The organism is Burkholderia sp. USMB20, from assembly GCF_000949135.2.
GTDB lineage: Bacteria > Pseudomonadota > Gammaproteobacteria > Burkholderiales > Burkholderiaceae > Burkholderia.
The window spans coordinates 291331-312449 of record NZ_JTAN02000012.1 but is presented as its reverse complement, the minus strand read 5'-3'; the positions used below and the strand labels follow the sequence as shown (position 1 = coordinate 312449).

17 protein-coding genes and 4 pseudogenes are annotated in these 21119 nt (G+C 66.5%); all 21 read right to left on the bottom strand.

The genetic code is table 11. The features are described 5' to 3' along the window. Positions 1-2 precede the first annotated feature (2 nt). Positions 3-491 (bottom strand): annotated as a pseudogene (locus PL79_RS14620) (COX aromatic rich motif-containing protein); the annotation flags it as partial. 31 nt (positions 492-522) lie between these two features. Further along, positions 523-846, bottom strand: a pseudogene (locus PL79_RS37165) (ATP-binding cassette domain-containing protein); the annotation flags it as partial. A gap of 22 nt (positions 847-868) precedes the next feature. Further along, a pseudogene (locus PL79_RS14610) lies at positions 869-2053 on the bottom strand (ABC transporter permease); the annotation flags it as partial. Next, a pseudogene (locus PL79_RS14605) lies at positions 2053-2529 on the bottom strand (cytochrome ubiquinol oxidase subunit II); the annotation flags it as partial. The pseudogenes PL79_RS14610 and PL79_RS14605, both read right to left, overlap by 1 nt. A 633-nt stretch (positions 2530-3162) precedes the next feature. After that, positions 3163-3930 carry an enoyl-CoA hydratase gene (locus tag PL79_RS14600; protein ID WP_044846827.1) on the bottom strand — a complete coding sequence of 256 codons (768 nt, stop codon included), beginning with the start codon at positions 3928-3930 and terminating at the stop codon, positions 3163-3165. A gap of 90 nt (positions 3931-4020) precedes the next feature. Beyond that, the gene (locus PL79_RS14595; RefSeq protein WP_044846828.1) at positions 4021-5220 is read right to left on the bottom strand and encodes an acetyl-CoA C-acyltransferase; all 1200 of its coding nucleotides are present in this window, start codon (positions 5218-5220) and stop codon (positions 4021-4023) included. Positions 5221-5245: 25 nt separating this feature from the next. Then, on the bottom strand, positions 5246-7681 hold the full coding sequence (locus PL79_RS14590; protein WP_044846829.1) for a 3-hydroxyacyl-CoA dehydrogenase/enoyl-CoA hydratase family protein: 2436 nt from the start codon (positions 7679-7681) through the stop codon (positions 5246-5248). Positions 7682-7794: 113 nt separating this feature from the next. Beyond that, positions 7795-9582: an acyl-CoA dehydrogenase C-terminal domain-containing protein gene (locus PL79_RS14585; protein WP_044846830.1), complete on the bottom strand. Its 1788-nt coding sequence runs from the start codon at positions 9580-9582 to the stop codon at positions 7795-7797. Positions 9583-9639: 57 nt separating this feature from the next. Continuing rightward, positions 9640-10239 carry a TetR/AcrR family transcriptional regulator gene (locus PL79_RS14580; RefSeq protein ID WP_006751498.1) on the bottom strand — a complete coding sequence of 200 codons (600 nt, stop codon included), beginning with the start codon at positions 10237-10239 and terminating at the stop codon, positions 9640-9642. A 199-nt stretch (positions 10240-10438) separates the two neighbouring features. Next, positions 10439-11713, bottom strand: a complete 1275-nt coding sequence (gene clsB, locus PL79_RS14575; protein ID WP_044846831.1) for a cardiolipin synthase ClsB — start codon at positions 11711-11713, stop codon at positions 10439-10441. Then, on the bottom strand, positions 11710-12204 hold the full coding sequence (gene nudB, locus PL79_RS14570) for a dihydroneopterin triphosphate diphosphatase (protein ID WP_044846843.1): 495 nt from the start codon (positions 12202-12204) through the stop codon (positions 11710-11712). The genes clsB and nudB overlap by 4 nt, the downstream gene beginning before the upstream one ends. A 155-nt stretch (positions 12205-12359) precedes the next feature. Then, positions 12360-14162, bottom strand: a complete 1803-nt coding sequence (gene aspS, locus PL79_RS14565) for an aspartate--tRNA ligase (protein ID WP_044846832.1) — start codon at positions 14160-14162, stop codon at positions 12360-12362. A gap of 67 nt (positions 14163-14229) precedes the next feature. Next, complete coding sequence (locus PL79_RS14560; protein WP_027785397.1) at positions 14230-14880, bottom strand: DUF502 domain-containing protein; 651 nt, start codon at positions 14878-14880, stop codon at positions 14230-14232. Positions 14881-14941: 61 nt separating this feature from the next. Continuing rightward, the gene (locus PL79_RS14555; RefSeq protein ID WP_044846833.1) at positions 14942-15286 is read right to left on the bottom strand and encodes an FmdB family zinc ribbon protein; all 345 of its coding nucleotides are present in this window, start codon (positions 15284-15286) and stop codon (positions 14942-14944) included. Between the two features lie 95 nt (positions 15287-15381). Beyond that, complete coding sequence (locus PL79_RS14550; RefSeq protein ID WP_044846834.1) at positions 15382-16008, bottom strand: SAM-dependent methyltransferase; 627 nt, start codon at positions 16006-16008, stop codon at positions 15382-15384. Positions 16009-16025: 17 nt separating this feature from the next. Continuing rightward, complete coding sequence (gene ubiB / locus PL79_RS14545; RefSeq protein WP_044846835.1) at positions 16026-17603, bottom strand: ubiquinone biosynthesis regulatory protein kinase UbiB; 1578 nt, start codon at positions 17601-17603, stop codon at positions 16026-16028. 12 nt (positions 17604-17615) lie between these two features. Then, the gene (locus PL79_RS14540) at positions 17616-18242 is read right to left on the bottom strand and encodes a ubiquinone biosynthesis accessory factor UbiJ (protein ID WP_044846836.1); all 627 of its coding nucleotides are present in this window, start codon (positions 18240-18242) and stop codon (positions 17616-17618) included. A 163-nt stretch (positions 18243-18405) separates the two neighbouring features. Beyond that, entirely contained in the window at positions 18406-19440 is a 1035-nt protein-coding gene (locus tag PL79_RS14535; protein WP_044846837.1) for a Tim44 domain-containing protein, read from the bottom strand. Between the two features lie 41 nt (positions 19441-19481). Continuing rightward, a complete protein-coding gene (gene ubiE / locus PL79_RS14530; protein WP_044846838.1) occupies positions 19482-20213 on the bottom strand; it encodes a bifunctional demethylmenaquinone methyltransferase/2-methoxy-6-polyprenyl-1,4-benzoquinol methylase UbiE in 732 nt (243 codons plus the stop codon). A 52-nt stretch (positions 20214-20265) separates the two neighbouring features. After that, entirely contained in the window at positions 20266-20679 is a 414-nt protein-coding gene (locus PL79_RS14525; protein WP_044846839.1) for a gamma-butyrobetaine hydroxylase-like domain-containing protein, read from the bottom strand. Further along, positions 20676-21119, bottom strand: a complete 444-nt coding sequence (locus PL79_RS14520; RefSeq protein ID WP_044846840.1) for an HIT family protein — start codon at positions 21117-21119, stop codon at positions 20676-20678. Before PL79_RS14520 ends, PL79_RS14525 begins: the two co-directional genes overlap by 4 nt.

Below are 21119 nucleotides of genomic sequence, written 5' to 3'. Positions count from 1 at the left end.
CGTTACCCCTTCGTCGTGCAGGCGGCGTCCTTCGGGTCGAGGACGTGGCCGTTGTTGTATTTCGCGATGATGTTGTGGAACAGCTTCGGGTCGACCGACGAGAAATAGCGCACGGGCGCCTTCTCGCCCGGCTGCGCGACCGTGCCGTACGCGGTCATGTCGAGCCGGTCGGACGACGCCTTCACCTTCCGCACCCACGCGTCGAACTGTTCGCGCGGCTCGGCGAGCGTGCGGAACTTCATGTCGGAGAAGCCGCGGCCGCTGTAGTTGGCGGACACGCCTGCGTAGTCGCCCGCCTCGTCGGCGATCAGGTGCAGGCGCGTCTGCATGCCGGCCATCGCATAGACCTGGCTGCCAAGCTGCGGGATGAAGAACGAGTTCATCACCGAGTCGGACGTGATGCGGAAATTCACCGGCGTGCCGACCGGAATCGCGAGCTGGTTCACCGACGCGATGCCGAGTTCCGGATAGATGAACAGCCACTTCCAGTCGCTCCACGTTCTGCAGCACGGTCAGCCACGGAAACAGCGCGAAGGTCTGGAACACCATCGCGACGCCTTCGGCCGGGCCGCGCAGCGGCTTGCCGAGATAGGTCACGTCACCGCCGGTCGGCTCGATCAGCCCGGCGATGATCCGCAGCAGCGTCGACTTGCCCGAGCCCGAACGGCCGAGCAGCCCGACGATCTCGCCCTCGCGCAGCGACAGGTTCGCGTCGTCGAGCACCAGCAACTCGCCCTGCGTCTTGTTGAAGCCGCGGCAGACGTGATCGACGCGCAGGATTTCCTCACCGAGGCGCGGCGGCTGGGACGTCTGGACGGGGGCGTTTACAGCATTCGGATTGTGCATCGCGTTTCGCTCTCAATCGGTCTCAGTCGAGCCGCAGCTTCGCTTCGGCGAAGGCATACAGCGGGCGCCACAGCAGGCGGTTGAACAGGGTGACGAACAGGGACATCACGGCGATGCCCAGGATGATCTTCGGAAAGTCGCCGGCGGCGGTGGTCTGCGCGATATACGCGCCGAGGCCGTGCGCCTCGATCTTGGTCGAGCCCCACTGCACCGCTTCCGACACGATGCTCGCGTTCCACGCGCCGCCGGATGCGGTGATCGCGCCGGTCACGTAGTACGGGAAGATGCCGGGCAGGATCGCCTGGCGCCACCACTGCCAGCCGCGGATCCGGAAGTTCGTCGCGGCTTCGCGATAGTCGTTCGGATAGGACGTGGCGCCCGCGATCACGTTGAACAGGATATACCACTGCGTGCCGAGCACGATCAGCGGCGACAGCCAGATGTCGGGGTTCAGGTGGAAGCGCGCGATCACGATCACGAACACCGGGAACAGCAGGTTCGCCGGGAACGCGGCAAGGAACTGCGCGAGCGGCTGCAGCTTCTCGGCCAGCTTCGGGCGCAGCCCGACCCACACGCCGATCGGCACCCAGATCACCGACGCGATCGAGATCAGCACGACCACGCGCAGCAGCGTGATGAGCCCGAGCGCGACAACGTGCCCGACCTCCCCCATCGTCACGCCGGTCGACACGAAGCTGACGACGCGCCACACGATATAGGCCGTGCCGAGCAGCAAGAGCGCCGCCCATGCGATGTCGACCGTGCGCGATGCCTTCTTCTCGACCTTCGGCAGCGAGAAGCGCATTGCGCCCGACAGCGGCAGGCGCAGCGGAATCCGCGCCGCCTTCGCGAAGAACCAGCCGGCCGGCACGAGCAGCTGGTGAATCAGGCGCGTGCGGCGCACGAGGTCGAGCAGCCAGGATTGCGGCGCATCGCCCGATGCGGTGTTCTCCATCCGGAACTTGTCGGCCCATGCGATCAGCGGGCGGAACAGGAACTGGTCGTACGCGAGGATCACGACCGTCATCGTCAGGATCACCCAGCCGATCGCGCCAAGGTTCTTGTCCGAGATCGCCTGCGCGAGATACGCGCCGATGCCCGGCAGCGTGATGGTCTGGTTGCCGACGGTGATCGCCTCCGACGCGACGACGAAGAACCAGCCGCCCGACATCGACATCATCATGTTCCAGATCAGCCCCGGCATCGCGTGCCGACCGGAATCGCGAGCTGGTTCACCGACGCGATGCCGAGTTCCGGATAGATGAACAGCCACTTCCAGTCGAGCGCGACGACCTCGACATTGATCGGCTTGACCGACGATTCGATCGGCTTGTACGGGTCGAGCTCGTGCGTCGTCCGCCACGTGAGCACGCCGAGGAACAGGATGATCAGCGTCGGCACCGTCCAGATCACGACCTCGATCGCGGTCGAGTGCGACCAGTTCGGCGCGTAGGCGGCGTTGCGGTTCGATGCGCGGTAGCGCCATGCGAACCACAGCGTGAGCAGGATCACCGGAATGACGACGATCAGCATTGCCCACGTCGCTGTCGCGATCAGCGATTTTTCCGCGACGCCCACCGCGCCCTTCGGATCGAGCACGTGAAGGTCGCTGCATCCGGCGAGTCCAGCCAGCAGCCCGATGACGGGCGCCGCACGCGCCCCGCCGGTGATTCGTCCGATCATTGTTCGTTCGCCTGATTGTCGTTGAGAAGAACCGCTGGCCGCACGCCGCCATCGCGCGACGCATCCGGCCGCGGCGACCTGTGCGCGAACTGTACGGAAAATTGCCGCAGTGCAACTTGACGGGGGACAAGGTTTGCCGAGGTGAGTCGGAACTGCCCTGAGGGGGTGGGCGCTGGGGCTAGGCTAGGCTAGGCTAGGCTGGGCTGGGCTGGGCTGGGCTGGGCTGGGCTGGGCTAGGCTGAGGCTGGGCTGAGGCTGGGCTGAGGCTGGGCTGAGGCTGGGCTGGGGCTGCGGCTGGCGATGGCCTGCGGCAAAACGGTCACCGGGCCTTCTCTCAAGCGTCGCGAATAGCAGGCACTAACGGGACGGAAAGCATGACGGCGCTGCGCCGCAACATGAGGGCGCCGGCGCGAATTGCGAGGCGGTCTCGGCGGCGGAACTGCAGCGGATGCGGGAACGAGGAACACCACGAGAACGCATGGTGATTCAGAATCGAGCCGACCCGCCGCTTGATGCGTCGGCCACGAGGGCCAAACGCACGCCACGCGACGAGCGACGAGCAGCGCGCGGACGCAAGCGTTGCCGCACCGGACGGCCAAGGCGTCCGGCGCGACGAAGCGCCTGCGCCCCGTATCAGTCGAACTGACGGAAATCCGGCTTGCGCTTCTCGAAGAACGCCGTCATCGCCTCGCGCGCTTCCGGCGCGCGCAGCATCGCGGAGAAATGGCCGGCTTCCTCGCTCATCCGCGCGGCCACGGCCACCCCGCCCGTCTCCTTCAGCAGCGCCTTCGTCACGCGCAGCGACGACGCCGGCAGCGCCGCGAGCTTCGCGGCCTGCTTCGCCGCGAATGCGTCGAGTTCGGCGGCCGGCAGCACGCGATTGACGATGCCGATGCGATGCGCTTCCAGCGCGTCGAACGCTTCGCCGAGCAGCAGCTTTTCAGCAGCGACCTGATGGCCGGCCAGCCGCGGCAGCAGCACGCTCGATGCGGCTTCCGGGCACAGCCCGAGCTGCGCGAACGGCAGCGAGAACGTCGCGGTGTCGGCCGCGTAGACGAGATCGCAGTGCAGCAGCATCGTCACGCCGACGCCGACCGCGACGCCCGGCACCGCGGCCACGATCGGCTTGGTCGCGCCGCTGATCCGCGCGAGGAACTGGAACACCGACGCGTTCTCGTCCTTCGGCGGCGTCTTCAGGAAATCCTCGAGATCGTTCCCCGCGCTGAAGTTGCCGTCGCTGCCGCGCAGCAGGATCACGCGGATCGCCTTGTCTTCCTGCGCGTCGGCGAGCGCATCGGCCATCGTCTGGTACATCGCCGCCGTCAGCGCGTTCTTCTTCGCCGGGCGCGCAATCGTGATCGTCAGCACGCCGTCGGCGCGTTCCACTTGAATTTCGGCCACAACCGTCTCCTTTGACTTTCCTCTTCCGGAATGAAAAACGGTGCGCAAGCTCGTGGCTCGCGCACCGTGATCGCTACTGTCCCGCTCCGCTTACAGGCGTTCGATGATGCCCGCCGCACCCATGCCGGTGCCGACGCACATCGTGACCATCCCGTACTTCAGGTTGCGGCGGCGCAGGCCGTGCACGACGGTCGCCGCGCGGATCGCGCCGGTCGCGCCGAGTGGGTGGCCGAGCGCGATCGCGCCGCCGACCGGGTTGACCTTCGACGGGTCGAGGCCGAGATCGCGGATCACCGCCAGCGACTGCGCGGCGAATGCCTCGTTCAGCTCGATCCAGTCGAGATCGTCCTGCTTCAGGCCGGCAGCCTTCAGCGCGGCCGGAATCGCTTCCTTCGGCCCGATGCCCATGATTTCCGGCGGCACGCCGCGCACCGCGAAGCTCACGAAGCGCGCGAGCGGCGTCAGGTTGAATTCCTTGAGCACCTTCTCCGACACGACCAGCAGCGCGCCCGCGCCGTCCGACGTCTGCGAGCTGTTGCCGGCCGTGACCGAGCCCTTGTTCGCGAACACCGTGCGCAGCTTCGCGAGGCCTTCGAGCGTCGTATCCGCGCGCGGACCTTCGTCCAGCTTGATCTCGCGCGTCTTCACGTCGATTTCACCGGTCGCAAGGTTCGGGAAACGCTCGGTGATCGTGTACGCGGCGATTTCGTCGCCGAACTCGCCGGCCTGCTGCGCGGCGAGCGCCTTGCGGTGCGATTCGACCGAGAACGCGTCCTGGTCTTCGCGGCTCACCTTCCACTGCTCGGCGACGCGCTCGGCGGTCAGGCCCATCCCGTACGCAATGCCGAAATCCTCGCTGCGATCGAAGATATGCGGCGACATCGACGGCTTGTTGCCCATCATCGGCACCATGCTCATCGATTCGCAGCCACCCGCGAAGATCGCGTCCGATTCGCCGACGCGGATGCGGTCCGCCGCCATCGCCAGCGCCGTGATGCCCGACGCGCAGAAGCGGTTGACCGTCACGCCGCCGACCGTCTGCGGCAGGCCGGCGAGCAGCGCGCCCATGCGGGCGACGTTCAGGCCCTGCTCGGCTTCCGGGATCGCGCAGCCGATGATCGCGTCCTCGATCACTTTCGTGTCGAGGCCGGGCACCTGCGCGACTGCCGACTTGATCGCGTGAACCAGCAGCTCGTCGGGGCGCGTGTTCTTGAAGACACCGCGCGGGGCCTTGCCGATCGGGGTGCGGCTGGCGGCGACGATGTATGCGTCTTGCAGTTGTTTGCTCATTTCAGACTCCTTGTCGTCTGCTCGCTCAGTTACGCACCGGCTTGCCGGTCTGCAACATGCCCATGATCCGTTCCTGCGTCTTCTGCGTGCCGAGCAGCTCGACGAACGCGCGGCGCTCGAGCGCGAGCAGCCACTCTTCGTCGACGAGGCTGCCGGCTTCGACGTCGCCGCCGCACACGGCTTCGGCGATGCGGCTCGCGATCAGGTAGTCGTGGTCGCTGATGAAGCGGCCGTCACGCATGTTGACGAGCGATGCCTTGATCGTCGCGATCGCCGAGCGGCCTGCGACCGGCACGTCCTTCGCGCGCAGCGGCGCGCGGTAGCCGACGGCGGCCAGCGCACGCGCTTCCTTCTTCGCGGTGTCGAGCAGTTCGAACACGTTGAAGACGATCGTGTCGGACGGCTTCAGGTAGCCCATCGCACGCGCATCGTGCGCCGACGACGACACCTTCGCCATCGCCGCGTTCTCGAACGACTTCGTGACGAACTTCAGGATGTCGGTGGTCGCGTTCGCGGCCGTGGCCGCCTCCGCCGCGCGCAGCGCCGCTTCCTTCAGGCCGCCGCCCGCGGGCACGAGGCCGACGCCCACTTCGACGAGACCGATGTAGCTCTCGACGTGCACGACGCGCTTCGCGCTGTGCAGCATCAGCTCGCAGCCGCCGCCGAGCGCGATGCCCGATACGGCCGCGACGACCGGCACGTTCGCGTACTTCACGCGCAGCATGCCTTCCTGGAACTTCTTCACGAACGGCTCGATGCCCTTCGCGCCGCCCATCATGAACGCGGGCATCGCCTCTTCGAGGTTCGCGCCGGCCGAGAACGGGCCGCCCGGCGTGCCGAGCTTCAGCGACGTCGGCTGCCAGATCACCACGCCCTTGTAATCCTTCTCCGCGAGTTCGATCGCCTGCACGAGGCCGTCGATCACGCTCGGTCCGATCGTGTTCATCTTCGACTTGAACGACACGATCACGACGTCGTCTTCACCGGCACGATCGTCGACCCATGCGCGCACCGCGTCGGTTTCGAACAGCGTCTTGCCGTACGTCTTCGGATCGGCGCCGGCTTCGCCGACGAGCGGCGCGCGGAACACCTGCTTGCCGTAGACGGCCAGGTCCGAGCGCGGCACGAAGCGCTTCGACGCCGGCGCCCACGAGCCTTCGGCCGTGTGCACGCCGCCCTTCTCCGCAACCGCGCCTTCGAGCACCCACGACGGCAGCGGCACGTTCGCGAGCGCCTTGCCGGCCGCGATGTCTTCCTGCACCCACTCGGCGACCTGCTTCCAGCCGGCGGCCTGCCAGCCTTCGAACGGGCCTTCGTTCCAGCCGAAGCCCCAGCGGATCGCGAGGTCGACGTCGCGCGCGTTGTCGGCGATCGACTCGAGATGCACGCCGATGTAGTGGAACACGTCGCGGAAGATCGACCACAGGAACTGCGCATGCGGATGGTCCGTCTCGCGCAGCAGCTTCAGGCGTTCCGCCGGCGGGCGCTTCAGGATGCGGCCGACGGTTTCGTCCGCCTTCGCGCCCGAATCCACGTAGGTGCCCGTCTTCGCGTCGAGCACCTTGATCGCCTTGCCTTCCTTCTTGTAGAACCCGCCGCCCGTCTTCTGGCCGAGCGCGCCCTGCTTCACCAGTTCGGCGAGCACGGCAGGCGTCTGGTAGACCGGGAAGAACGGATCGTCGGCGAGGTTGTCCTGCATCGTCTTGATCACGTGCGCCATCGTGTCGAGGCCGACCACGTCCGCGGTGCGGAACGTCGCCGACTTCGCGCGGCCGAGGCGGCTGCCCGTCAGGTCGTCGACTTCGTCGAAACGCAGGCCGAACTTCGCGGCCTCGGTGATCACCGCGAGGATCGAGAAGATGCCGACGCGGTTCGCGATGAAGTTCGGCGTGTCCTTCGCGCGCACGACGCCCTTGCCGACGATGCTCGTCAGGAAGGTTTCGAGCTGGTCGAGGATCTCCGGACGCGTATGCGCGGTCGGGATCAGCTCGACGAGGTGCATGTAGCGCGGCGGGTTGAAGAAGTGCACGCCGCAGAAGCGCGACTTCAGCTCGTCCGAGAATCCTTCGGACAGCTTGGTGATCGACAGGCCCGACGTGTTGGTCGCGAAAATCGCGTTCGGCGCGATGTGCGGCGCGACCTTCTTGTACAGGTCGTGCTTCCAGTCCATCCGCTCGGCGATCGCCTCGATCACGACGTCGCACTCGGCGAGCTTCGCGATGTCGTCCTCGTAGTTCGCGGCTTCGAGGTATTTCGCGTCGTCCTTCACGCCGAACGGCGCGGGCGACAGCTTCTTCAGGTTCTCGATCGCCTTCAGCGCGATCGCGTTTTTCGGGCCTTCCTTGGCCGGCAGGTCGAACAGCAGCACCGGCACGCGCGCGTTGACGAGGTGCGCGGCGATCTGCGCGCCCATCACGCCGGCGCCCAGCACGGCGACCTTGCGAATCAGGAAATTGCTCACGGGATGTCTCCGGATAGTGTCGTGCAGCGCGGGTTGTGAGGGCTGCACGGCGAAGTGAGTACCAGGAACCGTTGGGTTCGGGCGGCGCGCGGCGCGCACCGCCCGGACTCGCGTCAGAACAGCGATTCGTCGACTTCCATCAGCGTCTTCGAACCGGCGCGCGCGGCGCGGATCGTCGCGGCCGTTTCGGGCAGCAGACGCGCGAAATAGAAGCGGGCCGTCGCGAGCTTCGACTTGTAGAACGGGTCGCCCGACGCTTCCTTGTCGAGCGCGAGACGCGCCATGCGCGCCCAGAAGTACGAGAACACCAGGTGGCCGACGGTGCGCAGGTACGGCACGGCGGCGGCGCCGACTTCGTCCGGGTTCTGCATCGCCTTCATGCCGATTTCCATCGTCAGCTTCTGCACCTTGTCGCCGATGTCGGCGAGCGGGTTGATGAACTCGGCCATCTCCGGCTTCACGCCTTCGGCTTCCGCGAATTCGGTGACGAGCTTGCCGAACTTCTTCAGCTTCGCGCCCATGTCGCCGAGCACCTTGCGGCCCAGCAGGTCGAGCGACTGGATCGAGTTCGTGCCTTCGTAGATCATGTTGATCCGCGCGTCGCGCACGTACTGTTCCATGCCCCACTCGGAGATGAAGCCGTGGCCGCCGTAGATCTGCATCGCGTGGTTGGTCGACTCGAACGCGTTGTCGGTCAGGAACGCCTTGATGATCGGCGTGAGCAGCGCGACGAGGTCGGCCGCTTCCTTGCGCACCGCTTCGTCACCGTGCGACAGCTCCTTGTCGATCTGCAGCGCGGACCAGTACGTGAACGCGCGCGCGCCTTCCGCGTAGGCCTTCTGCGTGAGCAGCATGCGGCGCACGTCCGGGTGCACGATGATCGGATCGGCCGGCTTGTCCGGTGCCTTCGGGCCCGTCAGCGAGCGCATCTGCAGGCGTTCCTTCGCGTACGTCAGCGAGTTCTGGTACGCGACTTCCGTGAGGCCCAGGCCCTGCATGCCGACGCCCAGACGCGCGGCGTTCATCATCACGAACATCGCGTTCAAGCCCTTGTTCGGCTCGCCGACCATCCAGCCCTTCGCGTTGTCGAGGTTCATCACGCACGTCGAGTTGCCGTGGATGCCCATCTTGTGTTCGATCGAGCCGCACTTGATGCCGTTGCGCTCGCCCGGCTCGCCCGCGGCGTCCGGAATGAACTTCGGCACGATGAACAGCGAGATCCCCTTCGTGCCTTGCGGCGCGTCCGGCAGGCGCGCGAGCACGAGGTGGACGATGTTCTTCGACATGTCGTGCTCGCCGCTCGAGATGAAGATCTTCGTGCCGCTGATCGAGTACGAGCCGTCGCCGTTCGGTTCGGCCTTGGTGCGCAGGATGCCGAGGTCGGTGCCGCAGTGCGGCTCGGTCAGGCACATCGTGCCCGTCCATTCGCCCGACACGAGCTTCGGCAGATACTGTTTCTGGAGCTCCGGCGCGCCGTGCGCGTGCAGGCACTCGTACGCGCCGTGCGACAGGCCCGGATACATCGTCCATGCCTGGTTCGCCGAGTTCAGCATTTCGTAGAGCGCGTTGTTCACGAACGCGGGCAGGCCCTGGCCGCCGTAGTCCGGATCGCAGCCGAGCGCCGGCCAGCCGGCCTCGACGTACTGCCGATACGCTTCCTTGAAGCCGGTCGGGGTCTTCACGACGCCGTCGCCTTCATACGTGCAGCCTTCGCGGTCGCCGACCTGGTTCAGCGGGAACAGTACCTCGGAGCAGAACTTGCCCGCCTCCTCGAGGACCTGGTTGATCGTGTCGGCGTCGAGGTCCGCATGCCGCGGCATTTGCTTGACCTCGGCCTCGACATTCAGAAGCTCGTGCAACACGAATTGCATGTCGCGCAGCGGCGCGGCGTACTGTCCCATGACTCTCTCCAAAGGTGGGCAAACGGCTCGAGCTCCTGGCGGGCGGATCACGCGCCGCTAACGGCTCTCGCTCTGATACGAAACGATCGTCTTTTCCAGCGCGGCCCACGTGAGGCGCACGGCATCCGGCGAATGCAGGAATCGTGCGTCGTGATGCAGGCCGAGCGTGAAGCTGTACAACTCGAAGAGCATCAGGTCCGGATCGGTATCCGCACGCAGATGGCCTTCTTCCTTCGCCTGCGAAATGGCACGCAGCATCGCGGCACGCCAGGCCGTCACGCTCGCGATCAACTGCTCGCGCACCGGGCTGTCAGGCCGGTCGTCGTACTCGACCGCACCGCTGATGTAGATGCATCCGGTCGTCACCTCCTGGATGCGCTTCTCCGTCCAGCGGGCCAGCATCGCCCGAAGGCGCGGCAAGCCTCGCGGCTCGCGCAGGCTCGGAAAGAACACCTCGTTCTCGAAACGATGGTGATACTCGCGGACGACCTCGACCTGCAGGTCCTCGCGCGATCCGAAGTGCGCGAACACACCGCTCTTGCTCATCTGCATGCGCTCGGCCAGCAGGCCGATCGTCAGCCCCTCCAGCCCGTCACGGCTGGCGAGGTCCAAAGCAGCTTCGAGTATCGCGGCACGCGTCTGTTCGCCTTTTCGCATAGCTATTTCTGTAACCGTTCGGGGGTTCGAATAAAATCGAACGGCCGTACTATTATTGAGTGCGGCCGCTCGCGAAAACAAGGAAATTATTAGAAACCGGTGTCTAACCGAGCCGCTATTTTGCGCGATTCCGGAGGACCGGAGCGGCTTTTCCGCACGAACGTGCGGACAGATTGATGAAGCGGATGCTGAATCCGTGTCAGTCGTAACCGCCGACCGTCAGCGCCTTCATCACGAGGCGGTACGTGTTGTATGCGAGCCAGTTCAGCATACGCTCGATGCGCGGCCGTGCGGCGTACCGGGCGGCATCGATTTCGCGGCCTTCGGAGAAGGCGGCCGCAATCGCGTCGCGCAGCTGGTTCGTGACCGCATCGTAGCGCACCAGCACGACGTTCGCCTCATTGTTCAGCATCAGGCTCAGCGCGTCCAGGTTCGACGAGCCGACGGTCGCCCAGTTGTCGTCGATCACGGCCACCTTGCCGTGCAGCATCGTCTTGTCGTATTCCGCCACGCGCACGCCCGCGCGCAGCAGCGCGTGATACAGGAACGGCACGGCCGTATCGAGCGCCGCGAATTCCTTGCGGCCGATCAGGATCCGCACGTCGACGCCGCGACGTGCCGCGCCGGTCAGCGCGCGGCGCAGCTTGCGGCCCGGCATGAAGTACGGATTCGCGAGCAGGATCCGCTGGCGCGCCTGGCCGATCGCGGCGAGATAGGCCTTTTCGATCGCGCGGCGGTTGACGACGTTGTCGCGCGCGACGAACGCGACGCTCGGCTCGGTCACGACCCGCAGCGCACCGGCCTTGATCCAGCGGTGGCTGCGCATCCAGCGCCGGAACATGTCCGGAAACGCCTCGCCGCCGTGCAGCCCCGCCGCGTACTGCGCGTACGGCTTGTGGCCGAACTGGATCCGGTGCCACTGCAGCTCGAACGCGGCGCGCACGTCCGACACCGCCGGCCCCGCCATCTCGACCGCGAAATCCCAGCGCGGAAACGGCAGCGTCGCGCTGCCCTGCGTGAAGTCGTCGACGATGTTGATGCCGCCGCAGAACGCGACCGCATGATCGATCACCGCGAGCTTGCGGTGCGTGCGCGAGAAGCCGAAGCGGCCGAACAGGTAGCGGTTGTAGATGCAATGCTCGACGCCGGCCTCGGCCCACGTGTCGAACAGCGGCAGGCGCGCGGTGCCGATGCCGTCGGTGATCACGCGCACGCGCACGCCGCGCTGCGCGGCGCGGATCAGCGCATCCGACACCGGCCGGCCGGCCGCATCGTCGCAGAAGATGTAGGTTTCGAGCATCACCTGCTCGCGCGCCGCATCGATCCGTTCGATCAGCGCGAGGAAGAATTCGTTGCCGGTCTCGCAGAGGCGCACCGTGTTGCCGGCCGTGAACGCGAGCCGCGACGCGGAGCCGCGCTCCTGCAGGAACATCTGCCGCAATTGCGCGAAGCGCTTGCGGGTTTCCGCATTCATGCGGACGAGCCGTGCGGTGCCCGCGCGAGCGACACGCGCACGGGCAATTGCAGGATCGCTTCGGCATTCGACGGCGAGAAGCAGCGCGCGGCCGCTTCGCGGAACGGCAGCCACGCGTAGTCGACGTGCTCGCGCGGCGACAGCGTCACGTCGACGCGATGCGGCACGCACAGGCCGAACCAGTGCTCGACGTTGCGCGTGACGCCCGGCGCATAGCGATGCAGGTATTGCGGATAGATCGCGTATTCGATCCGGTGGTGCCAGTCGACCAGCGCGGTGGCCGGCACGTCGTGCGACCCGACCGCGATGCCGGTTTCCTCGGCGACTTCGCGTGCGGCCGTGAGCGCGAGCGGCTCGTCGGGCGCGTCCTTCGACCCGGTCACCGATTGCCAGAAATCGGGCTGGTCGGCACGCTTGATCACCAGCACGTCGAGTTCGGGCGTGTAGATCACGACGAGAACGGATTCGGGGATTTTCGGCGGCTTCGTCATCTTGGTTTCATGCGGCACAGGGCCGTGCGTCGGGCCTGTGCCCGAACGTGCGGCAAGTGCTGCGACTGTACCGCAAAAAGCGAAAAAGGCGCACCAGGCGCCTTCTTCGTTGGGCGTCGTGCGCGCGTCGCCGCGCACACGATCGTTGACAAGCGTTACGCCTTCGGCTGTTCCGGCTGACGCAGACGAATGTGCAGTTCGCGCAGCTGACGCTCGTCGACCGGGCTCGGCGCCTGCGTGAGCAGATCCTGCGCACGCTGCGTCTTCGGGAACGCGATCACGTCGCGGATCGAGTCGGCACCGGCCATCATCGTGACGATGCGGTCGAGACCGAACGCGATACCGCCGTGCGGCGGCGCGCCGTACTGCAGCGCGTCGAGCAGGAAGCCGAACTTCAGTTGCGCTTCTTCCGCGCCGATCTTCAGCGCGCGGAACACCTTGCTCTGCACTTCCTCGCGGTGGATACGCACCGAGCCGCCGCCGATTTCCCAGCCGTTCAGCACCATGTCGTAGGCCTTCGCGAGGCAACGGCCCGGGTCGGTCTCGAGGTACTCGAGGTGCTCGTCCTTCGGGCTGGTGAACGGGTGGTGTGCCGCGACGTAGCGCGCGTCTTCGTCGTCGTATTCGAACATCGGGAAGTCGACGACCCACAGCGGCTTCCAGCCGGCCTGGACGAGACCGTTCGCCTTGCCGAATTCCGAATGGCCGATCTTCAGGCGCAGCGCGCCGAGGCTGTCGTTGACGACCTTCGCGCGGTCGGCCGCGAAGAAGATGATGTCGCCGTCTTCAGCGCCGGTGCGCTCGAGGATCGCCGCGATCGATGCGTCGTGCAGGTTCTTGACGATCGGGCTTTGCAGGCCGTCGCGGCCCTTCGCCTTTTCGTTGACCTTGATCCACGCGAGGCCCTTCGCGCCGTAGATGCGCACGAATTCCGTGTAGCCGTCGATGTCGCCGCGCGACAGCTCGCCGCCCTTCGGCACGCGCAGCGCCGCGACACGGCCGTCCTTCGCGTTGGCCGGCGTGCTGAACACCTTGAAGTCGACGTCCTTCATCGCGTCGGTCAGCTCGGTGAATTCGAGCTGCACGCGCAGGTCCGGCTTGTCCGAGCCGAAACGCGCCATCGCTTCCGAGTACGGCATCACCGGGAATTTCGCGTCGAGTTCGACGTCGATCGTCGTCTTGAAGATGTGACGGATCATGTCTTCGAACAGGTCACGGATTTCCTGCTCGCCGAGGAACGACGTCTCGCAGTCGATCTGCGTGAATTCCGGCTGACGATCGGCGCGGAGGTCCTCGTCGCGGAAGCACTTGGTGATCTGGTAGTAACGGTCGAAGTTCGCGACCATCAGCAGCTGCTTGAACAGCTGCGGCGACTGCGGCAGCGCGAAGAACTGGCCCGCGTTCACGCGCGACGGCACGAGGTAGTCGCGCGCGCCTTCCGGCGTGCTCTTCGTCAGCATCGGCGTTTCGATGTCGATGAAGCCCTGCTCGTCGAGGTACTTGCGCGCTTCGATCGCGACACGGTAGCGCAGGCGCAGGTTGTGCTGCATCTGCGGACGGCGCAGGTCGAGCACGCGGTGCGTGAGGCGCGTCGTTTCCGACAGGTTGTCGTCGTCGAGCTGGAACGGCGGCGTGACCGACGCGTTCAGCACGATCAGCTCATGACACAGCACTTCGATCTTGCCGCTCTTCAGGCCGGCGTTGACCGTGCCTTCCGGACGGTTGCGCACGAGACCCTTGATCTGCACGCAGAACTCGTTGCGCACGCCTTCGGCGGTCGCGAACATTTCCGCGCGATCGGGGTCGCACACCACCTGCACGAGGCCTTCACGATCGCGCAGGTCGATGAAGATCACACCGCCGTGATCGCGGCGGCGCTGCACCCAGCCGCACAGCGACACGGTTTGGCCCAGCAGGTGTTCGGTCACGAGACCGCAGTATTCAGTACGCATCGACATGATGTTTGCTTTCGTTCGGTTTGATCAACGGGCGCCGCAACGCGCGGCCCGGGCGATGATTCTTTACTTACAGCGGCGGCTCGACGGGACGGCGGGCGGGCGCCGGAGCCGGCGCCGAAGGCGCCACGACGCCCATCGAGACGATGTACTTGAGCGCGGCATCGACCGACATGTCGAGTTCGATGACTTCGCTCTTCGGCAGCATCAGGAAGAAGCCCGACGTCGGGTTCGGCGTCGTGGGCACGTACACGCTCACGTACTCTTCCGTCAGATGGTTGACCACGTCGCCGCCGGGCGCGCCGGTCAGAAACGCGATCGTATACGAGCCGCGGCGCGGGTATTCGATCAGGAGCGCCTTGCGGAACGCATTGCCGCTGCTCGACAGCAGCGTGTCCGACACCTGCTTGACGCTCGTGTAGATCGGCCCGACGACCGGGATGTGACGCACGACCGCGTTCCACCACGTGACGAGCTTCTGGCCGATGAAGTTCTGCGTGGCCAGCCCGACGACGAAGATGAACGCGAGCGTCAGCACCGCGCCGATCCCCGGCAGATGGAAGCCGAGCATCCGCTCCGGCTGCCACGATTCGGGCAGGAGCAGCAGCGTCTGATCCATCGTACCGATGATGAGGCCGAGCACCCACAGCGTGATCGCGAGCGGGACGAGAACCAGCAGGCCGGTCAGAAACACCGTTTTCAGGGTCGTCTTTTTCATCATCTGCCGTCAATGAACCGCGCCGGAAGCGCGGGTTGGTCGCGACCCGGCCGGGCCGCGACGGTCAACTGCCGGCGGCGGGCGCTGCGGCCGGGGCCGGCGCGGCGCTCGTCGTCGTACTTTCGGAACCCGACGCAGCGGGCGCGGCTGCCGCCGGCGCCGCGGCGGCCGGTGCTGCCGTGCCCGTGTCGCCGGACGCCGTCGCCGGCGCGCTGGTGCCGCCCGAGCCACCGCGGAAATCGGTGACATACCAGCCGGAGCCCTTCAGCTGGAAGCCGGCGGCGGTAACCTGCTTGCGAAAAGCATCCTTCCCGCATTCGGGGCACTGCGACAGCGGCGCGTCGCTCATCTTCTGGAGCACGTCCTTCGCGAAACCGCACGCTTCGCATCGATAGGCGTAGATCGGCATGATATTTTTCCCGCAGAAACTGGAAACGGCTTGCAAAACCTTGAATTATATCCGAAACCCCGGCGCACTCCGGCAACGGCCGCGACGCGCGGGCTTCAGCGACGGCGCCATGTGAGCCAGCGCTCGTTTCCGTCGAACACGGCCAGCGAATCGGTCACCGGCAGATCATCGATCAGCTCGAAGTGCGGCGCGAGCAGCGCATCGAGTTCGGCGCGCTCGACGCCGAACGGCGGCCCCTTCGGTTTCTTCGTCACGAAGAAATACCCGGCCAGCAGCGCACCGGCGGGCAGCAGTTCGGCCATCCGCGTCGCGTAACGGGCGCGCAGGCTCGGCGGCAGCGCGCACAGGAACGCGCGCTCGTACACCCACTGCACGTCGAACGGCGGCCGGTACGTGAAGAAATCGGCCTGCTCGACGACGTCCGCGTGCGCGCCGAGCTGCGCCTTCGCGGCCGCCACCGCCTGCGCGGCGAAATCGATCGCGCGCACGGGCCAGCCGGCCTGCGCGAGCCAGCCGGCTTCCTGCGCACTGCCGCAGCCGGGGATCAGCACCGCGCACGGCTCGTGCCGCTGCGCAAACGCGCGAAACCCGTCCGGCACGCCGCCGAATTCCCACGGCGTCACGCCGCGTGCGAAACGCTCGTCCCAGAACGCGGCATTGCCGGGGTCACGCGTCGCGAAATCGGCGGCGCTCGGAGCGGACGGTTGTTTCGGTTCGGACATCGCTCCGTCCCCTTCGGTCACGCGCCGTACGCGAGCGCAAGCAGCACGCGCGCGACGAGCGCCCCGACGCCGACGGCAAGACCGAAGATCAGCAATGCCTGCATCAGCCGGTTGGTCCGTTTCTGCTCGATGAGGATCTGGCGCATCAGGTCCTCGCTCGCCGCGCGCGGCGCATCGTGGCGCGCCGCCATCGCGTGGTGGATCAGCCGCGGCAGTTGCGGCAGCGTCTTGCTCCACTGCGGCGCCTCGACCTTGAAGCGCTCGTACCAGCCGCGCAGGCCGATCTGCTCGGTCATCCAGCGCTCGAGATACGGCTTCGCGGTCTTCCACAGGTCGAGTTCGGGATCGAGCGAACGGCCGAGCCCTTCGACATTCAGCATCGTCTTCTGCAGCAGCACGAGCTGCGGCTGGATCTCGACGTTGAAGCGGCGCGACGTCGAGAACAGGCGCATCAGCACCTGGCCGAGCGAGATGTCCTTCAGCGCGCGGTCGAAATACGGCTCGCACACCGCACGGATCGCGCTCTCGAGCTCCTCGACGCGCGTCTCGGGCGGCACCCAGCCCGATTCGAGGTGCAGCGTCGCGACGCGGTGGTAATCGCGCTTGAAGAACGCGAGGAAGTTCTGCGCGAGGTAGTTCTTGTCGAAATCGGACAACGCGCCGACGATCCCGAAATCGAGCGCGATATAGCGGCCGAACGTGTTCGGATCGAGGCTCACCTGGATGTTGCCCGGGTGCATGTCCGCGTGAAAGAAACCGTCGCGGAACACCTGCGTGAAGAAGATCTCGACGCCTTCGCGCGCGAGCTTCTTGATGTCGACGCCGGCCGCGCGCAGCGTCTCGACCTGGCTGATCGGCACGCCGGTCATGCGCTCCATCACGAGCACCTGCGACGTCGAGAAATCCCAGAACATCTCGGGCACGAGCAGCAGGTCGAGGCCCGCGAAGTTGCGGCGCAGCTGGCTGCCGTTCGCGGCCTCGCGCATCAGGTCGAGCTCGTCGTGCAGGTACTTGTCGAATTCGGCGACGACTTCGCGCGGCTTCAGGCGCCGGCCGTCGGCCCACATGCGCTCCGTCCACGTCGCGATGTCGCGCATCAGCGCGAGGTCGGAATCGATCACCGGCAGCATGTTCGGGCGCAGCACCTTGACCGCGACGGCCTTGCCCGCGTGCACGCCCTGCTTCAGCTTAGCGAAATGCACCTGCGCGATCGACGCGCTCGCGACCGGCTCCCGCTCGAATTCGTCGAACAGCTCGTCGACCGGCGCGCCGAGCGACTTCTCGATGATCGCGATCGCCACCGCGGAATCGAACGGCGGCACCTGGTCCTGCAGCTTCGCGAGTTCGTTCGCGAAATCGACCGACAGCAAGTCGCGGCGCGTCGACAGCACCTGGCCGAACTTGACGAAGATCGGGCCGAGGCTTTCGAGCGCGTGACGCAGCCGTACGGCGGGCGGATCGGAAAAGCGGCGGCCGATCGTCGTGATCCGCAGCAGCAGCTTCACGCGCCGGTCGTCGATCCGGGACAGCATCACTTCGTCGAGGCCAAAGCGGATGACGGTGTAGACAATCTTGATGAAACGGAAAATGCGCATGCCCTGCGGCCCTCAGTGCGCGCCGCGCGGGCCGGAGCCCGTGCGCGCGCCGATTTTTTGTTCGAGTCGCTCGACCCGCTTTTCGACCCGCGCGAGCGCATCGCGCGCCCGCGCCAGTTCGGCGTCGAAGCCGCCGAGCACCGTGCGCCGGACGACTTGCGGGTTCTCGTCGAGCAAGTACTCGGCGACGGAATCGAGCACGTTGCGGCCGGTGCGGCGCGCGCGCGCGCCGGCGTCGCGCACGACCGTCGCGATCCGGTACGCCGCCGCGTCGCCGACCAGCTTCGCGAGATCTTCCTCAGGTTCCCAGCGCAGGTGCTCGGCCAGCTTCGCGATCTGGGTCGCGAACTCGGCGTCGCCCTCGATCTTCACGTGCTTCATCACGGCCGCCTGGCCGCCCTGCAGGAATGCGGCGACCGTGTCGCCCGCGAGCGCGATCGACACGTCGACGTGTTGCGCATCGTGCGCTTCCACCGCGGACAGGTAGCCGTCGGGCTGCACGAGCAGCGTGAGCGTGACGGGCGGCACGTCGAGCCGGGCGGTCTTGCCCGCGTAGGGGATCAGGCGATCGCGCGCCCACGATTCGCGCGCGAGCAGGTGATTGACAGCAGCAGCAAAAGGCTTGGCGGCAAAGGTCATCGGGCTGGGAAAGAAAAAACCCGCGCAGGCCGGGCGCCCACGCGGGTTTCTATTGTAACGTCGGATCGTCGGCAGCCCGCGGCCAACCGCACACCCGGGCGGCAAGCGGTCGCAGTGCGGCGGCCGTCGCCCGGCCAGCCGGCAAGCCGGCCGCCGGTCACGCTCAGTGCGTGTTGATCTGCTGGATACCCGCGAGCAGCCAGCCCTGGCCACCCGACTTCGACAGGTTCCACACCTCGTCGAACGGCGCCGCCGACGCATTCGCCGATTCGCGGATCAGCCCGTGGAAGCGCACGCTCGCCGACTGCTCGATGCCGCGATCCTCGATCGCGACCAGTTCCGCGTCGAGCTGCACGACATCGGTCTGGTTCGCCTCGTTGCCGCGCGAATCGAGGTCGATCTTGATCTCGGCGAACATTTCCGGCGTCGTGAACTCGCGGATGTCGGCCAGGTTGCCCTGGTCCCACGCGGCCTGCAGGCGCACGAAGTAGACCTTCGCGCTGCGCAGGAACGCTTCGGTGTCGAAGCCGGCCGGCACCTGCAGCGGTGCGGCCGCCATCGCGCCTGCCGCGCCGGCGGCTGCTGCGCCGCCGCCGAACACGCCCTGCGCTTCGTTCGCGTAGCTGCTGCCGCTGCCGGCATAGTTGCCGCCGGTGCTGCCTTGCTGGAACGACGGGCTCTGCGAGTAGCCGCCCGACGACGAGGCCGAGCCGCCCACCGAGTACGCCGGTTCCTGCGGACGGCGACGGTTCATGAACTTGCGGATCAGCCAGATGCCGACCATCGCCAGCAGCGCGATCACGATGACGTTCGCCATCATGCTCGCGAACGCGCCGCCGAGGCCGAAGTGCGACAGCAGCGCCGCGATGCCGAGGCCGGCCGCGAGGCCGGCGATCGGCCCGAGCCAGCGCGAGCGGTTCGGCTGCGCGGCCGGTGCCGGTGCGGCCGGGTTCGCGCGCTGCGCCTGCGCCGGCGCGGCCTGCTGCATCGGCTGCTGCGCGGGCGGCGTGGCCTGGCGCTGCGTGACGGTGGAACTCTGGCGGCCGATGCTGCGCCCGCCGCCCATACGCCTGGCTTCGGCGTCGAGCGATGCGAACGTGCCGGCCGTGAGCAGGCCGACCATCAGCAGCGTGCCGACCCGTCGAGCCCACGGCTTCGACGGCTTGCTACGGTTGAACAACGAACGCGATTCGGACATCAGCTTCTCCAGATGTAAGGCGAATGTATGGGAAGAACCCCTTAGTACTTGGTTCCTAGGTGTAAAGCTACCACGCCACCTGACAAATTGTAATATTTGACGGCGTCGAGGCCCGCTTGTTCCATCATCGTCTTCAGCGTGTCCTGATCGGGGTGCATCCGGATAGATTCAGCAAGATACCGATAACTTTCAGCATCTTTCGCGAACTTGTCGCCAAGCCACGGTAATACTTTGAAAGAATACAGGTCGTACGCTTTTTTCAGCGGATCCCAGACTTTCGAGAATTCCAGCACCATCACGCGGCCGCCCGGCTTCGCGACGCGGCGCATCTCGGCCAGCGCCGCATCCTTGTGCGTCATGTTGCGCAGCCCGAACGCGACCGTGACCACATCGAAGTAGTTGTCCGGAAAGGGGATTTTCTCGGCGTCGCACAGCAGCGACGGCGTCACGATGCCCTTGTCGAGCAGCCGGTCGCGGCCCACGCGCAGCATCGATTCGTTGATGTCGGTGTGCCAGACTTCGCCGGTCGGCCCGGCCGCCTTCGCGAACGCCTTGGTCAGGTCGCCGGTGCCGGCCGCGATGTCGAGCACCTTGAAGCCGGGGCGCACGTTCGCCTGCGCGATCGTGAACGCCTTCCACGCGCGGTGCATGCCGGCCGACATCAGGTCGTTCATCAGATCGTAGTTGCTCGCGACCGAATGGAACACGCCCGCCACTTTCTTCGCTTTTTCGGTTTCCTCGACGCTCTCGAAGCCGAAGTGGGTTTTGCTCATCGCGTTGATCCTCAGTAAATGGCAAGACGGCGCCGAGCGGGCGCCGTCGATTTCAGTGGCAGTGGCCGTGCGGCGCGGGGGCCGCCGGCATCGGCGCGTCGCGCTCGATGCCCGCCGCCTGCAGTTTGTCGAAATAGTCGCGCCACAGCGCGTCCTGCTGCGTCGCCAGTTCGTACAGCAGATCCCACGAGTAGATGCCGGTCGAATGACCGTCCGAGAACGTCGGCTGCAGCGCGTAGTTGCCCACGCCCTCGAGCGCGGTGATCGTCACCTCGCGCTTGCCGGTCTGCAGCGTCTCCTGGCCCGGCCCGTGGCCGCGCACCTCGGCCGACGGCGAATAGACGCGCATCAGCTCGAACGGAATCCGGTAATTTTCGCCGTTCGGGTACTGCAATTCGAGCACGCGCGACACCGCGTGCACGACGACGCCGGACGGAATCGGCGTCGTGGAAGTCAAACCGCTCATGGCTGCCTCGAATCGGTCATGCGTTGAATTTCCTCGCGCACCGCATTGTGCAGCAGCGAGGCCTGCGCCGCGCGCGTGCGCAGCAGCGCCTCGGACACGCTGCGCTGGCGCGGCGCCCAGACGGGCTGCGGAAAATGGGCGTCGTTGGAGAAGCGCGGGATCACGTGCCAGTGCACGTGCGGCACCATGTTGCCGAGGCTCGCGAGATTCACCTTGTTCGGCTGCATCACACGGCGCACGGCGCGCTCCACCGCGTACACAACGCGCATCAGATGTGCCCGCTCGGGCTCGCCGAGATCGGAAAACTCGGCCACGTGCGTGCCCCAGATCACCCGGCAGAAGCCAGGGTAATCGTGTTCGCCCGTCGCGAGCACGACGCGCAGCGCATCGTCCTGCCAGAGCACCTCGCCGCCGTCTTCACGGCAAAACACGCATTCCAT

Coding starts and splice junctions, on each gene's coding strand:
- aspS (WP_044846832.1), bottom strand. CDS start 14,162: ATGTCGATGCGTACTGAATACTGCGGTCTCGTGACCGAACACCTGCTG.
- PL79_RS14560 (WP_027785397.1), bottom strand. CDS start 14,880: ATGATGAAAAAGACGACCCTGAAAACGGTGTTTCTGACCGGCCTGCTG.
- PL79_RS14535 (WP_044846837.1), bottom strand. CDS start 19,440: ATGTCCGAATCGCGTTCGTTGTTCAACCGTAGCAAGCCGTCGAAGCCG.
- nudB (WP_044846843.1), bottom strand. CDS start 12,204: ATGACGAAGCCGCCGAAAATCCCCGAATCCGTTCTCGTCGTGATCTAC.
- clsB (WP_044846831.1), bottom strand. CDS start 11,713: ATGAATGCGGAAACCCGCAAGCGCTTCGCGCAATTGCGGCAGATGTTC.
- PL79_RS14525 (WP_044846839.1), bottom strand. CDS start 20,679: ATGAGCGGTTTGACTTCCACGACGCCGATTCCGTCCGGCGTCGTCGTG.
- PL79_RS14540 (WP_044846836.1), bottom strand. CDS start 18,242: ATGACCTTTGCCGCCAAGCCTTTTGCTGCTGCTGTCAATCACCTGCTC.
- ubiE (WP_044846838.1), bottom strand. CDS start 20,213: ATGAGCAAAACCCACTTCGGCTTCGAGAGCGTCGAGGAAACCGAAAAA.
- PL79_RS14550 (WP_044846834.1), bottom strand. CDS start 16,008: ATGTCCGAACCGAAACAACCGTCCGCTCCGAGCGCCGCCGATTTCGCG.
- PL79_RS14555 (WP_044846833.1), bottom strand. CDS start 15,286: ATGCCGATCTACGCCTATCGATGCGAAGCGTGCGGTTTCGCGAAGGAC.
- ubiB (WP_044846835.1), bottom strand. CDS start 17,603: ATGCGCATTTTCCGTTTCATCAAGATTGTCTACACCGTCATCCGCTTT.
- PL79_RS14520 (WP_044846840.1), bottom strand. CDS start 21,119: ATGGAATGCGTGTTTTGCCGTGAAGACGGCGGCGAGGTGCTCTGGCAG.
- PL79_RS14595 (WP_044846828.1), bottom strand. CDS start 5,220: ATGAGCAAACAACTGCAAGACGCATACATCGTCGCCGCCAGCCGCACC.
- PL79_RS14585 (WP_044846830.1), bottom strand. CDS start 9,582: ATGGGACAGTACGCCGCGCCGCTGCGCGACATGCAATTCGTGTTGCAC.
- PL79_RS14580 (WP_006751498.1), bottom strand. CDS start 10,239: ATGCGAAAAGGCGAACAGACGCGTGCCGCGATACTCGAAGCTGCTTTG.